At 71.1% G+C, this 12,529-nt stretch carries 12 protein-coding genes and 1 pseudogene; 2 read left to right on the top strand and 11 right to left on the bottom strand.

All coding sequences use genetic code 11. The annotated features are described in order from the left end of the window. On the bottom strand, positions 1 to 1,623 hold the full coding sequence (locus ACFZBT_RS18695; protein ID WP_391104596.1) for an MFS transporter: 1,623 nt from the start codon (positions 1,621 to 1,623) through the stop codon (positions 1 to 3). A gap of 126 nt (positions 1,624 to 1,749) precedes the next feature. Here ACFZBT_RS18695 and ACFZBT_RS18690 point away from each other — a divergent pair, with 126 nt between their 5' ends. After that, positions 1,750 to 2,361: a TetR family transcriptional regulator gene (locus ACFZBT_RS18690; RefSeq protein WP_391104594.1), complete on the top strand. Its 612-nt coding sequence runs from the start codon at positions 1,750 to 1,752 to the stop codon at positions 2,359 to 2,361. Between the two features lie 47 nt (positions 2,362 to 2,408). Here ACFZBT_RS18690 and ACFZBT_RS18685 read toward each other — a convergent pair whose 3' ends face one another. Together ACFZBT_RS18685 and ACFZBT_RS18680 are read right to left on the bottom strand one after the other, a co-directional pair. Beyond that, a complete protein-coding gene (locus ACFZBT_RS18685; RefSeq protein WP_391104592.1) occupies positions 2,409 to 3,053 on the bottom strand; it encodes a TetR family transcriptional regulator in 645 nt (214 codons plus the stop codon). 16 nt (positions 3,054 to 3,069) lie between these two features. Then, on the bottom strand, positions 3,070 to 3,705 hold the full coding sequence (locus tag ACFZBT_RS18680) for a TetR/AcrR family transcriptional regulator (RefSeq protein ID WP_391104589.1): 636 nt from the start codon (positions 3,703 to 3,705) through the stop codon (positions 3,070 to 3,072). A gap of 82 nt (positions 3,706 to 3,787) precedes the next feature. Here ACFZBT_RS18680 and ACFZBT_RS18675 point away from each other — a divergent pair. Beyond that, positions 3,788 to 3,982: pseudogene (locus tag ACFZBT_RS18675) on the top strand (fumarylacetoacetase); the annotation flags it as partial. A 93-nt stretch (positions 3,983 to 4,075) separates the two neighbouring features. Here the strand turns inward: ACFZBT_RS18675 and ACFZBT_RS18670 are convergent. From ACFZBT_RS18670 to ACFZBT_RS18635, 8 genes are read right to left on the bottom strand one after another with little or no spacing between them, the layout of a single operon-like run. Next, a complete protein-coding gene (locus ACFZBT_RS18670) occupies positions 4,076 to 4,864 on the bottom strand; it encodes a hypothetical protein (RefSeq protein ID WP_391104586.1) in 789 nt (262 codons plus the stop codon). 48 nt (positions 4,865 to 4,912) lie between these two features. Continuing rightward, positions 4,913 to 5,401 carry a hypothetical protein gene (locus ACFZBT_RS18665; protein ID WP_391104946.1) on the bottom strand — a complete coding sequence of 163 codons (489 nt, stop codon included), beginning with the start codon at positions 5,399 to 5,401 and terminating at the stop codon, positions 4,913 to 4,915. Next, positions 5,398 to 6,675: an MCE family protein gene (locus ACFZBT_RS18660; protein WP_391104584.1), complete on the bottom strand. Its 1,278-nt coding sequence runs from the start codon at positions 6,673 to 6,675 to the stop codon at positions 5,398 to 5,400. Before ACFZBT_RS18660 ends, ACFZBT_RS18665 begins: the two co-directional genes overlap by 4 nt. After that, positions 6,672 to 7,982, bottom strand: coding sequence for an MCE family protein (locus ACFZBT_RS18655; RefSeq protein ID WP_391104581.1), 1,311 nt, complete (start codon positions 7,980 to 7,982; stop codon positions 6,672 to 6,674). The genes ACFZBT_RS18660 and ACFZBT_RS18655 overlap by 4 nt, the downstream gene beginning before the upstream one ends. Then, a complete protein-coding gene (locus ACFZBT_RS18650) occupies positions 7,979 to 9,094 on the bottom strand; it encodes an MCE family protein (protein ID WP_391104578.1) in 1,116 nt (371 codons plus the stop codon). The genes ACFZBT_RS18655 and ACFZBT_RS18650 overlap by 4 nt, the downstream gene beginning before the upstream one ends. Further along, positions 9,091 to 10,257, bottom strand: a complete 1,167-nt coding sequence (locus ACFZBT_RS18645; RefSeq protein ID WP_391104575.1) for an MCE family protein — start codon at positions 10,255 to 10,257, stop codon at positions 9,091 to 9,093. Before ACFZBT_RS18645 ends, ACFZBT_RS18650 begins: the two co-directional genes overlap by 4 nt. After that, positions 10,254 to 11,291 carry an MCE family protein gene (locus tag ACFZBT_RS18640; protein ID WP_391104572.1) on the bottom strand — a complete coding sequence of 346 codons (1,038 nt, stop codon included), beginning with the start codon at positions 11,289 to 11,291 and terminating at the stop codon, positions 10,254 to 10,256. The genes ACFZBT_RS18645 and ACFZBT_RS18640 overlap by 4 nt, the downstream gene beginning before the upstream one ends. Then, entirely contained in the window at positions 11,288 to 12,529 is a 1,242-nt protein-coding gene (locus ACFZBT_RS18635) for an MCE family protein (RefSeq protein WP_391104570.1), read from the bottom strand. Before ACFZBT_RS18635 ends, ACFZBT_RS18640 begins: the two co-directional genes overlap by 4 nt.

The raw sequence follows: 12,529 nt of genomic DNA, 5'->3' as shown, positions 1-12,529 counted from the left end.
TTACCGCTGCGCGGACTCCGCGTACTCCTCGTCCCGGTCGGCTGCCGCCGCCGGGTCGTCGTCGCCGGTCTTGACCGTGGCCCTGCGGCCGGGCAGCACGGCGATGACGATCATGGTGCCGGCAGCCATGATGACGGCGCCGATGAGGCTGGTCTGCGCGATGGCGTGGGCGAAGGACTCGTGGACCGCGTCGACGAGGGCCTGGGCCTGCCGGGCGCCGCCGTCGGGGGTCTTCGCGACCTGCTCGGCGACCGCGAGGCCGCCGCCCACCGAGTCCTGGGCGGTGTCCATCGCGGTGGCCGGGAGGTGGCCGCCGACCAGGTCGGTCAGCTTGTCCTTGTAGGAGGTGGCGAGGAGCGAGCCGAGGACGGCGATCCCGAGGGCGCCGCCGAGTTCCAGGGCGGTGTCGTTGGCGCCGCCGCCGACGCCCAGTTCCGACTCGGGGAAGGAGCCCATGATGGTGTCGGTGGCCGGGGACAGGCTCAGGCCGATCGCGAAGCCGAGCAGCAGCAGCGGCGCCAGGAAGTCGGTGTACGCGGAGCCCGACTCGATCCGCGTGAGCAGCAGGACGCCCACGGTGCCGAGCGCCATACCGGTCCCCACCACCAGCTTCACGCCCAGCTTCGGGGCCAGCCCGCCGGTCACCGCGGCACCGGCGAAGACGGCTCCGGCCAGCGGCAGCAGCCGTACGCCGGTCTCCAGCGCGCTGTAGCCGAGGACGAACTGCAGGAACTGGGTGGAGTAGTAGATCGAGCCGAAGGTGCCGAAGAAGAAGAACAGCACCGCGAGCATCGACCCGCTGAAGGGGCGCTCCCTGAACTTGCGCACGTCCAGCATGGGGTTGGGGTGGCGCAGCTCCCAGGCGACGAAGGCGAGCAGGCCGACGCCGGCGACCACGGCCGCGGTGATGGGGCCGGTGCCCCAGCCGAAGTGCGGGCCCTCGATGGCCGCGTAGACCAGGGAGCCGATGGAGACGATGGAGAGCAGGCCGCCGACGTAGTCGATCGCGCCCATCCGCTCCGCCTTGGACGGCGGTACGAGAAGCAGGGCGCCGACGACGCCGAGAACCGCGATGGGGACGTTGATCAGGAAGGTGGAGCCCCAGGCGTGGCTCTCCAGCAGCCAGCCCGCGGCGAGCGGCCCGGCGGCGATGGCGAGGCCCGAGGTGGCGCTCCAGGCCGTGATGGCCTTGGCCCGCTCGGCCCTCGGGAAGATCGCGACCAGCAGGGACAGGGTGGCCGGCATGACGACGGCGGCACCTATGCCCATGATCGCTCGAGCGGTGATGACCAGAGTGGTCTCGTCGACCATGCCGCCCATCACCGAGCCGCCCGCGAAGATCAGCAGACCGAGGATCAGCGCCCCGCGGCGGCTGTACTTGTCGCCGATCGCGCCCAGCACGAGCATCAGCGCGGCGTACGGGACGGTGTAGCCGTCGACGACCCACTGCAGGTCGCTGCTGCTCAGGCTCAGGTCCTTCGTCATGTCCGGCGCCGCCACGATCAGCGACGTGTTCGCCATGACGACGATCAGCAGGCTCAGGCAGAGCACCAGCAGGGCCCACCAGCGCCGTGGATAGGGGGCTGTCATCTTCTCGGCGGGTGTGTCCGCAAGCAGCGGCATCGGAGGCTCCTCGGGGGTGAGGCGACGAGGACAGTTATTTGCCCAACGATGTGCAGACTAGTTTATTGCCCATAGGTGTGCAAATATCGAGCCACCCTCCCTCGTCGCCCGAAGGTCCGAACCGCCATGACCCGTCCACGCCGCCCGGCACGCCTCACGAGGGCCCGCATCCTGGAAGCGGCGAGACGAGAACTCGGCCGCGATCCCGACAGCAGCCTCACGGACATCGCCGAGGCCGCCGGGGTGGTGCGCCGCACCGTCTACGGCCATTTCGCCGGCCGGTCCGCGCTGGTGGAGGGCCTCGCCACGGAGGCCGCGGAGGCACTGCGCGGCGCCTTGGCGGCGGTGGCGACCCGCGCTCCGGACGCCGACGCCGCCACCGCTCTACGGCACTTCGTCCTGGCGCTCTGGCCCGTCGGCGACCGCTATCGCATCCTGCTGAGACTCACACCGCAGGATCTCGGGACGGCACGGGCCGACGAGATCCTCGCCCCCGCCCGCGACCTGGCAACGGCGATCATCGAACGCGGACAGCAGGAGGGCGTCTTCCAGACCGGCATCCCACCGGCCCCGCTCGCCAGAGCACTGGAGAAACTCCTCCTGGCCCTCCTGGACTGCGTGAACGCCGGCACCTGGAGCGACGACGGCACGCACAGCGCGAGGGCGGCGCTGATCGCGGTGGGAGCGGAGAGATCCGCGAAGCGCGTGATCGCGGGGAGGGCAAGCCCCGCCGAGTGAGCGAACCGCCTCAGACGCCGGTCAACGACTCACCAGTACTGCCCCGATCAGCTGTCGGTGGTCTCGGCTCGCATCTCCGACACCACGTCCCCGACGATCGACGTCGCCGCCTCGTCCGACACCCCCGCGGCGACCAGCGTGGCCACCGCCGTCCGGGTCCCGTCGTCCTCCCACGCACCCGTGTTGACGCTCTCCAGCAGGGAGAGGGTGACGGCCTCCAGCGCGGCGCTCAGCACCGCCGCCGGCAGGTGGTCGTGGAACACACCCGCGCGCTGCCCGCGCTCCAGGATCGCGGTGGCCCCGTCGCGGGCCGGGGCGAGGGTCTCGGACACCCGCTGCGTGCCCAGGTCCTGGCGGGCGAGGGAGAGGAGCAGCCGGTAGCGGTCGCCGACGGGCCAGATCGACAGGACGAACCGGGCCAGGGCCCGCTCCGGCGTCTCCTCCGCGTCGGGGACCCCGGCCACGATGCCGCGCAGGGTCTCGGACGCCTCCTCGGCGAGCGCCTCCAGCAGGGCCGCCCGCCCCGGGAAATGCCCGAAGAGCGTACGGCGGACCACCCCGGCGGCCCGTGCGATCTCCTCCAGGGTCACATCGGGGTTCCGGCCGAACTCCTGCCGGGCGGTGGCGAGGATCCGGGCCCGGTTGGAACGGGAGTTGCGGCGCAGCGGTTCGCGGACGACGGGTTTGGTCATGGCGCTCAAGCCCCTGTCAGTCGAGGTCGGGCAGGGGGCGGCGGGCGACGTCACGGGCGTCCTCGGGCGGCACTCCCAGGATGCGCGGCAGCATCTCGGAGAGATTGGTGGCGGCCTCGTCGCCGTCGCGCTCCGGCCGGGCGAACCGCAGCTCCACCAGCGCCAGCAGCGAACCGCCCAGGGCGGTCACGGCGACGGTGGGATCGGCGATGGTGAACCGGCCGGAGGCGATACCGGCCTCCAGATCACGCACCGCGCGCGGCGCCAGGCCCGATTCCGAGTGGATGTACCCGAGGCCGCGGTGGCGCAGCACCCGCATCAGCTCGGGCCGGGAGTCGGCCAGACGCAAACTGAGGCGGAAGCCGGTCGCGACGAGTTCCGCCGGGTCGTCGACATCCCGCAGATGCTCGTCGAAGGCCTGGCCGAGCTCTTCGAGCGCGTCCCGCACCGCAGCGTCGGACAGCTCCGTCTTCGACTCGAAGTGGTTGCAGAAGGAGCCGAAGCCGACGTCCGCGCCCTCCGCGATCAGCTGGATGCTCGCGCTGGTGTCCCCCGTCTCGGGGAGGATCTGCCGCGCCGCGCGCACCAGCGCCTGACGAGTCTCGGCACGGCGCCGTTCGAAGCGGTTGCGGGGCGGGGCTGACGACGGCATGCGCGCGAGTCTAGTCAACACACTCCTGATGAAATCCTCAGTTCACTCAAGGTCGGCCATTGACGATCGAACAGTCAAAGCTGAGAAGATCGCCGCGCTGCTGCCGCCCGCGGTGAAATGGAAGGCGTTCTTCAAGGGCCAGGCGAAGAACCCCCGCTGTCTGCGCCACGGCGACGTGGTCACCGCGACCATCGCCACCCCGGACGGACGCATCGACCTCGGAGGGCAGCGCACGCCCGTGTCCCACGCGGACTGGCCGAAGCGAACCGGCACCTGAGCGAGCGGACGCGGCACTCCTGCGGCCGGACCGGGTCGTGATGGACGTGGTCGGCCCGTCGGTCCCACCCGAGCTGAGGTGTCGGCGCGGCCTTCACAACGCGTCCACCGCGCTCACCTTCCACCCGTCGCCCGTGCGGTCCATCGTCATCCGCACCCGGTTCAGGTCCACGCGGGAGCCCGAGACCTGGGTGCTGTCGGTGACCTGGTTGACGAAGAGCAGGACCACGACCTTGTCGGGAGAGGCCGAGACGACGGAGGCGGCCGGGGCGGCGCCGGAGCCGGGGGCGGCGACCGTGGCCTTCACCACGCCGCGGTACTTCTCGGCCGTGGGGGCGACCACGGTCTTCGTGGTCTTGCCGTACTCGTCGCGGAATTCGCCGGTCAGGTGGGCGCGGGCCGTCGAGAAGTCCTTGTCCAGGTGGCGGTAGTCGTACGACAGGACGACCGGCGCCGCTTTGCGCGCGGCCGCGAGCGCCTCGGTCCGGGCGCTCTCCGTCAGGCGGCCGTCGCGGTACTGCCATCCGAGGGCGGCGAGCGCGACCAGGCCGACGGCGAGCAGGACGGCCAGGACCGAGGTGAGCAGCCTCCCACGGCCGTCGGGGCCGCGCTCGCTCCGCTCTTGCGGCCGGTCCTCCTCGAACGACTGCGGGGACGGCTCCGGCGGGTCGTCCCACCCGTCCCTCGGGGCCTCGATGAGGACGGTACGTCCGGCGAGTGGCCGCTCGGCCCGGTCCGGGGACTCCTCGTCGGTGGCCGTGGCCGTCGCCGCGCCCGCTGCGCGGTGGCCGCGCTCCGCGCGCTTCGCCGCCGCGCGGGCGGCCGCCGTCATGGTGCGGCGGGTGCCGGGACCGGGGGCGCGGCCGGTGGTCGTCTTCGGCATGGTGGTACTCCTCGTCGGTGCTTGTCGGTCGGCGGATCGGCCGGTGGATCAGCCGACGAACTCGACGTCGGACGTCAGCCAGCGGCCGTCCTCGTGTACGAGGTCGAGCTGGAGCCGGTACGTGCGCGCCTCCCCCTCGGGCGCGGCGGTGTTGGTCACCTTGCTGTCGGCGACCACCAGCACACGGGCCGAGTCCTCGTCGGAGCGGACGATGCCCGCCTCCAGGACCTGGCCTTGGGACACGGACTTGTTCTGGGCCACCAGCTTCGTCAACTGCTCCGTCTGTGCGGTGAACTGCTTCTTGAAGTCACCGGTCGCGCCCGCCAGTACGTTCACGCTGTCGCGGTCGTAGTGCCGGTAGTCGAGGGACGTGAAGTTCAGCGCCGACTGGCGGGCCGCGGCCAGGATGCCCTGGCGTCGCTGGTCCGCCTCGCGCTGTTCGTAGAGGCCGAAGGCCAGCCAGAGTGACAGTGCTGTGGTGAGGACGGTCGCCGCGACGAGTCCCGCCGTCATCACTCCGGGGCGCACCGGCCTCATGCCACGGGGCCAACGAGCAGCCATTGCCACGACTCCTTTCCGAACACGGCCTGCTGGCCGCCCGTCGAGCCGATCTCGACGTTCTTTCCGTCCGGGCCGGTGGTGGTGCCGGTCTCCGGGTCGTACGGGGTGACATAGGTCGCCTGGTTCGCGCCGCCGTCGGTGCTCGACGCGCCCGGAGCGTTCTGCGCGCCCCGTACCGACGACTGGCTGCCGCGCGGGAGCGTGCAGCGGGCGTCGGTGTTCGCCTCGCGGGTGCTGGTGTCCGCGGGGTCGCGGCGTGCCGTGCCGTAGCCCTGGGTGCAGGCCGGCGGGTCGTCGGCGTTCAGCACCAGGCCGAAGTGGGTGGTGCCGTCGCCCGGGACGACCGTGTAGCTGCCCGCGACCATCAGCGGGAAGGTGACCAGGGCCTGTTCCACGCCGGGGAGGCGGGCCAGCGTGACCTGGCCGCCGCTGATCAGGTTGGCCAGCAGGACCGACAGCTCCGGCCCGGCGGACTTCAGCAGCGAGTTCAGCTCCTGCGCCGCCGGCCGCGCGTTGCCGATCAGCTTGCGCAGGTCCCCGTCGCTGGTCTTCAACTGGGCCGAGAGCGCCGCCAGATCGCGGGCGAACGACTTGATCGACGAGCCCTGGTCGGCCTGCGTCTTCAGGACCTTCCGCGAGTCCTCGATCAGGGCGATCGTCTCCGGCAGCGCCTCGGACGCCGACTCGACGAGGGTGTTGCCCGAGTCCACCAGGCGGCTCAGGTTCGGTCCGGTGCCGGCGAAGGCCCGGCCCAACTCGTCGACCGTGACCCGCAGGTCGTCCTTGCCGACCGAGTTCACCAGGCGGTCCAGGCTGAGGACCATGTCCGTCGTCGACAGCGGCACCCGCGTGCTCCCGCGCGGGATCGTGCTGCCGTCCAGCAGGTACGGGCCGTGGGAGGTGCGGGGCTGAAGGTCGACGTACTGCTCGCCCACCGCCGAACGGTTCGCCACCACGGCCAGCGTGTCCGCCGGGATGCGCGGCGCCCCGTCCTCGATGTCGAGCGTGACCGAGACCCCGTCCGGGCCGGCGAGGCGCAGTGCGCCGACCTTGCCCACCGGCACCCCGCGATACGTGACCTCGGCGCCGGGGAAGACGCCCCCGGAATCGGCGAAGTCGGCCTTCACGGTGTAGCCGCGGTCCAGGACCTCGTCCACCAGGCCCGTGTACTCGGCGCCGACGTACGACACCCCCACGGCGGTGAGGGTGGCGAAGGCGAGCAGTTGCGCCTTGACCGTACGGGTGATCACGGCTGGACCCCCTTCAGCATCAGCTCGGCGAGTTCGAGGTCGATCCCCTCCGGCCAGTCGCCCCCGGTGCGGTAGCCGCTGGAGCCGTAGCCGGCGGTGCACACCGGCGGGCACAGCGGGTCGCCGCCGCCGTCGGGGGCCGACGGGGACGACGGCACGCTCGGACCGCTCGGCAGCGCGGTGGGCTTCGGCACGCGCGGCACGTCCGGGAGGTCCGGCGCGTCCGGGAGGTCCGGTACGTCAGGCAGGTTTGGGGTCTCGGGAAGCCCGGGCCCGGTGTCCCCGCCGTTCCCACCGCCCGGCTCGTCCGTCAGGTTGCCGTAGATCCCGGCCAGATCGAGGTCCGCCGTGATGTGCAGGTTGACGTAGTCGCCCTTGATGGCGTCCACCACGTTGCGCGGGAACGGGTACGTCGTCAGCAGCTCGAGGGAGTTGGGCAGGTCGCTGCCCGCCTTGTTGAGCTGTCGCAGGATCGGCCGCAGCCGCTCGAGGTTGGCGACCGTGTCGGCGTGCGAGGCGTTGACCACCTTGGTGCCGGTCTTGCCCAGCTTGGACAGGGCGGTGAGCATCTTGGTCAGGTCACGGCGCTGGTCGGCCAGGACCTTCAGGGCGGGCGGCATGGCGTCGACGGCCTCGGCGATGGTCCTCTTCTCCTTGCCCAGCCGTTCGGCCAGCCGGTCCACGGCCTTCAGCGCGCGGACGATGTCCTGGCGCTGGTCGTCCAGGCCGCCGATGAACGTGTCGAGCTCCTTGAGCAGGGACTTGACCCGGTTCTCCCGGCCCTCCAAGGCCTTGTTCAGCTCCGTGGTGATCGTCTTGAGCTGGGCCACGCCGCCGCCGTTGAGCAGGGCGGACAACGCGGACAGCACCTCCTCGACCTCCGGGTTGCGGCCGCTGCGGGACAGGGGGATCACATCACCGTCGCTGAGCCGGCCGGCCGGCGTGCCTTCCAGCGGCCTGGACAGCGCCACGTACTTCTCGCCGAGCATGCTGGTCTGCCGCAGCTCGGCGATGGCGTTGGCCGGCAGCTTCACCGAGTCCGCGACCCGGAGGCGGACCCTCGCGTGCCAGCCCTCCAGCTCGACCTTCTCCACCGCGCCCACGGTGACGTTGTCGACCTTGACCGCCGACTGCGGAACCAGGTCGAGGACGTCGCGGAACTCGACGGTGACGTGGTAGGCGCGGCCGTCGGCGGCGGCTCCGCCGGGGAGCGGCACGTCGTACCAGCCGTTGACCTCGCAGCCGGACAGGAACAGCGTCCCTACGGCCGCCCATGCGACGGCCCCGCCCTTGCGCAGTGGCCTCATGCGCTCGCCCCCAGGATTCCGCCGAGGGTGCGGTCGACCGTGCCGGTGACCGCGGTGCCCTTGGGCACTTCGGGCAGGGAGTCGAAGAGGTCCCTCAGGTCCTTGCAGTCGGACTTCTCCCCGGTCGTCTTCAGGATCGAGCACAGCAGTGAGGCCGGATCCTGCGGATGGCCGGGGTTGTTGCGGGTGTCGAGCGTGCCGGCGGAGGGGTTGTAGGCGTTGTTCAGGTTCGACATGCCCGTCGGCGCGACCTCCAGCAGCTCCTCCAGCGCCGCCCGTTGGGTGACGAGCACCTTGGTCACCTTGCTCAGGCCCTCCACGTTCGACGTCAGCGACTTCTTGTTCTTGTTCACGAAGGCGGACACGTCACCGAGCGCCGTGCCGAGGTGTTTCAACGCGGCCGCCAGGTCCTTGCGCTCGCCCGCGAGTTGCTCGGCGACCTTGGCGAGGCTGCTGTTGAACGACCGCACGCTCTTGTCGTCCGCCGCCAGCGCCGCCGTGAACACCTGGAGGTTGCGGACCGTGCCGAACAGGTCCGTGCGGCCGTCGGAGAGAGTCGTGACGGCCTCCGAGAGGTCCTCGACCGTCCGGTGGAGGTTCCCGCCCTGGCCGTCGAGGTTGTCGGCGCTGACGCCGAGCAGCCGTGACAGGGCGCCGTCCTTGTTGGCGCCCTCGGGGCCGAGCGCCTCGGCCGTGGTGTGCAGGCTGTCGAAGACGCGGTCCAGTTCGACCGGTACGGCCGTACGCGACTCGGGGATCTCGTCCCCGTCCCGCAGCACCGGACCGCTCCGGTACACCGGCAGCAGCTGCACGTAACGGTCGCTGACCACCGAGGAGTTGATGATCGCGGCCTGCGCGTCCGCCGGGACCTTGCGGTCCGCGTCGTACTCCAGCTCCACCCGCACCCGGCCGCCCTCCGGCGTGATCTTCCTGACCTCGCCGATCCGCACGCCCAGCACGCGGACGTCCGAGCCGGGGTAGATGCCGACGGTGCGGGGGAAGTACGCCGTGACGCGAGCCGACTCGGTCCGCGGCCACAGGACGTAGGTGAGCGCGGCGACCAGGGCCAGGGCGGTCAGCAGGGCCGCGCCCTTCTTCCAACGGTTGCTCACTGCGCGCCTCCCGTCCGCGTCCGCGGCACCACCGGGGCGGCGACCAGGTTCTGGACGTAGGAGTCGAACCAGCGGCCGTTGCCGAGGGTGTTGGTGAAGACCCGCACGTAAGGGGCCAGGAGCTTGATGCTCCGGTCCAGGCTTGATTGGTTGCGTTCGAGCATCTTCACCACGGTGTTGAGGCCCTTGAGGGCGGGCCCGATCTCCTTCTCGTTGTCCTGGACCAGGCCGGAGAGCTGGATGCCGAGCGCGGCGGAGGTCTTCAGCAGTTTGTGGATCGCCGTACGCCGCTTGCTGATCTCCTTGAACAGCTTGTCGCCGTCCTCGACCAGGGCGGTGAAGTCGCCCGAACGGTCGGCGAGTACGCCCGTGACGCCGTTCGCGTGGTCGAGGAGCTCCCTGAGGGCCTTGTCACGCGAGGCCACCGTCCGGGAGATCTTCGACAGGCCCTTGATGGACGCCCGTACCTCTTCCGGTGAGTCCTCGAAGGTCGTCGAGATGGTGTCCAGCGCCATCGCCAGCTGGTCGGTGTCGACCTTCTCCGACGTGGTGGTGAGATCGCTGAATGCCTGCACGACGTCGTACGCGGGGACGGTCCGCCGCAGCGGGATCTCGCTGCCGGGCTCCAACCGGCCCCGCCCCTTGGGGTGCAGGGCGAGGTACTTGGCGCCGAGGATCGTCTTGACCCGGATCGACGCGCCGGTCCCGGTGCCGAACCCCGGCTCACCCTTGATCTTGAAGGTGACCTTGACGTGGTCGCCGTCCAGGTCGACCTCCTCGACCTTGCCGACCTTGACCCCGGCGATCCGCACCTCGTCACCCGGCTTGAGACCGCCCGCCTCCGCGAAGGCGGCGCTGTAGGTCTCGCCGTCGCCGATCACCGGCAGGCGGTCGGCGTTGAACGCGGCCACGGTCAGCAGCGCGAGGACGGTGAGTCCGACGGCGCCGATGACGATCGGGTTCCGCTCGCGGAAGGGGCCGAGGCGCGGACGGCGGAGCCGTATCCTCGGCAGCTTCGGCGGGTCGATACGGACCTTGACCAGCGGCTGCGGACGCGGCTTGCGGCGCGGCAGGAGCCGTGTCCGCGGCAGCCGTACTCTCGGCAGCTTCGGCGGTTCCACGCGCACCTTGAACAGCGGCTCCGGGCGGCGCTTGCGGCTCATGCTCCACACCTCGCCCTCGCCACGTGCATCTCGGGCGTGAGCACCTGCTTCGTCTTCGGCAGCACGATCCGGCCGTCGAAGTCGCACAGGTAGAAGTTGAACCACGAGCCGTAGGACGCCGTCCCCGTGAGCTCGTTGAGTTTGTTCGGCAGCCGCTTCAGCACGCCCTCCACGGTCTTCTCGTTGTCGTTCAGCGTCCCGGTGAGGTCGGTCAGTTCCGCGATGTCGTCCTTGAGCGGCGGACGCGCGTCCTTCAGCAGGCCCGACGTGGCCTCCGTCAGATCGCCGATGCCCACCAGCGACTTTCCGATGGGCTTGCGGTCGGCGGACAGGCCCGAGATGACCCGGCGCAGCTGCTTGAGCAGTCCGGAGAAGCGGGCGCCGCGCTTGTCGAGCGTCTTCAGCACGGTGTTGAGGTTGTCGATCACCGAGCCGATCAGCTTGTCGCGGCCGGCCAGCGTCGTGGTGAGCGACGCGGTGTGCGTCAGCAGGCTGTTGACGGTGCCGCCCTCGCCCTGGAGGGTCTTGATGATCTCGGTGGCGAGCTGGTTGACGTCCTTCGGGCTGAGCGCGGCGAACAGCGGCTTGAAGCCGTTCAGCAGCGCGTTCAGGTCGAGGGCGGGCTGGGTGCGCGCGAGCGGGATCGTGCCGCCGGGGCGCAGCCGGGTGCCGTCGCCGGCGCCCTCGGTCAGCGCGACGTACCGCTGCCCGACCAGGTTGCGGTAGCGGATGACGGCGCCCGTGCTGGTGAGCAGCGGCCGTTCCTGACTGGCCGTGAAGGTGACCTCGGCCAGCGTCCGGTCCTTGATCCGGATGCCCTCGACCTCGCCGACCCGCACTCCGGCCACCCGGATGTCGTCGCCCTCCTCCAGGCCGGTGACGTCGCTGAAGACCGCGCGGTACTCGTGCTCGGGGGTGAAGGAGATGTTCACGATGGTGGCGGCGAGCAGGGCCGTCGCCACCACCGTCACCAGCGCGAAGAGACTGAACTTGATGAGCGGGGCGGCGGTCCGCCGGGCTCCTGTGGTGCTCATGCGACGCTCACCGCCGTCCCGCGCGCCATCGGCCCGAACAGCAGGGTCGCGACCGGCGGCACCTCGTCGGCGGGCACGCCCAGCACCGGCGCCACGAGCGAGCCGACGGCCCGCTGCTCGGCCCGGGTGGCGGAGGCGCCGAGCGGACCGCCCGAGGACGGACTCGCCTCCCTGGAACCGTCGTTGAGGTGGGCGCCGGGTGCCGGCACCGGAGGGTGCGGCAGATCACGGCAGTTGGGGCCGGACCGCTCGCCGTAGCGCGGTTCCTCACCCGGTTCGTACGCGCCCTGCGGCCGCACGACCTCCAGCGTGATGTGCATCTTTCCGCCCTTGAACGCCTCCTCGGACGCCTTCTCCTGCCGGACCAGACCGGCCAGCAGGCAGGGGTACTGCGGGGAGTAGCGGGCGAACAGCTCCAGCGTCGGGCGGGAGACCTGGCCGAGGGTGATCAGCCGGTCGCCGTTGGCGTCGAGGAAGTCCTCGGCGGTGCCCGCGACGGTGGCCGTGGACTTCAGCGCCGCGGCCAACCGGCCCTCCTCCTCGACGATCGTGCGGCTGGTGGTGACGGTGTTGCGCAGGATCTCCATCAGGTCGGGCGCGGCGTCGCCGTAGACCTCGGCGACGTCGGCGAAGCGTGCGATGTCCTCTTTCAGGGACGGCAGGTGCGGATTGAGGCGGCGCAGGTAGGCCTCCATTCGCGTGAGGTTGTCGCCGATCCGGTCGCCACGGCCGTCGAGGGCGGTGGCGAACGCGGAGAGCGTGGCGTTGAGCTTGCCGGGCTGGACCGTCCGCAGCAGGGGCAGCAGGTCGTTCATCAGCTGCTGGACCTCGATGCCGACGCGGGTGCGGTCCTGGGTGATGACGTCACCGGCACGGATGGGCCGGGCCGCGGAACCGCGCGGTGCGACCAGGTCGACGTACTTCTCGCCGAACAGCGTCTTGGGCAGCAGGCGCGCGTGCACGTCGGACGGGATGTGGACCACGTGTTCCGGCTTGAGCGCGATGTCGAGCGTCGCCTTCGTCCCGTCGGCCCGCACCCCGCGCACCTCGCCGACCAGCAGCCCGCGCAGCTTGACGTCGGCCCGCGGGTCGAGCTGGTTGCCGAGGCTGTCGGCCTCCAGCGTGATCCGCACGACCGGCGTGAACGCCTGCCGGTAGACGGCGACGGACAGGGACAGCAGCAACGCGAGCACGGCGATGAAGACGACTCCGTACAACCGCAGTCTCAGCACCCTCAT

Origin of the sequence: Streptomyces sp. NPDC008137, assembly GCF_042957035.1 — a bacterium.
Lineage (GTDB): Bacteria > Actinomycetota > Actinomycetes > Streptomycetales > Streptomycetaceae > Streptomyces.
This window is presented reverse-complemented; position numbering and strand designations above follow the sequence as displayed.

Excerpts from the sequence above, each read along its gene's own strand:
- ACFZBT_RS18690 (WP_391104594.1), top strand. The coding sequence starts at position 1,750 with ATGACCCGTCCACGCCGCCCGGCACGCCTCACGAGGGCCCGCATCCTG.
- ACFZBT_RS18685 (WP_391104592.1), bottom strand. The coding sequence starts at position 3,053 with ATGACCAAACCCGTCGTCCGCGAACCGCTGCGCCGCAACTCCCGTTCC.
- ACFZBT_RS18695 (WP_391104596.1), bottom strand. The coding sequence starts at position 1,623 with ATGCCGCTGCTTGCGGACACACCCGCCGAGAAGATGACAGCCCCCTAT.
- ACFZBT_RS18655 (WP_391104581.1), bottom strand. The coding sequence starts at position 7,982 with ATGAGGCCACTGCGCAAGGGCGGGGCCGTCGCATGGGCGGCCGTAGGG.
- ACFZBT_RS18670 (WP_391104586.1), bottom strand. The coding sequence starts at position 4,864 with ATGCCGAAGACGACCACCGGCCGCGCCCCCGGTCCCGGCACCCGCCGC.
- ACFZBT_RS18640 (WP_391104572.1), bottom strand. The coding sequence starts at position 11,291 with ATGAGCACCACAGGAGCCCGGCGGACCGCCGCCCCGCTCATCAAGTTC.
- ACFZBT_RS18645 (WP_391104575.1), bottom strand. The coding sequence starts at position 10,257 with ATGAGCCGCAAGCGCCGCCCGGAGCCGCTGTTCAAGGTGCGCGTGGAA.
- ACFZBT_RS18680 (WP_391104589.1), bottom strand. The coding sequence starts at position 3,705 with ATGCCGTCGTCAGCCCCGCCCCGCAACCGCTTCGAACGGCGCCGTGCC.
- ACFZBT_RS18635 (WP_391104570.1), bottom strand. The coding sequence starts at position 12,529 with ATGAGGGTGCTGAGACTGCGGTTGTACGGAGTCGTCTTCATCGCCGTG.
- ACFZBT_RS18665 (WP_391104946.1), bottom strand. The coding sequence starts at position 5,401 with ATGAGGCCGGTGCGCCCCGGAGTGATGACGGCGGGACTCGTCGCGGCG.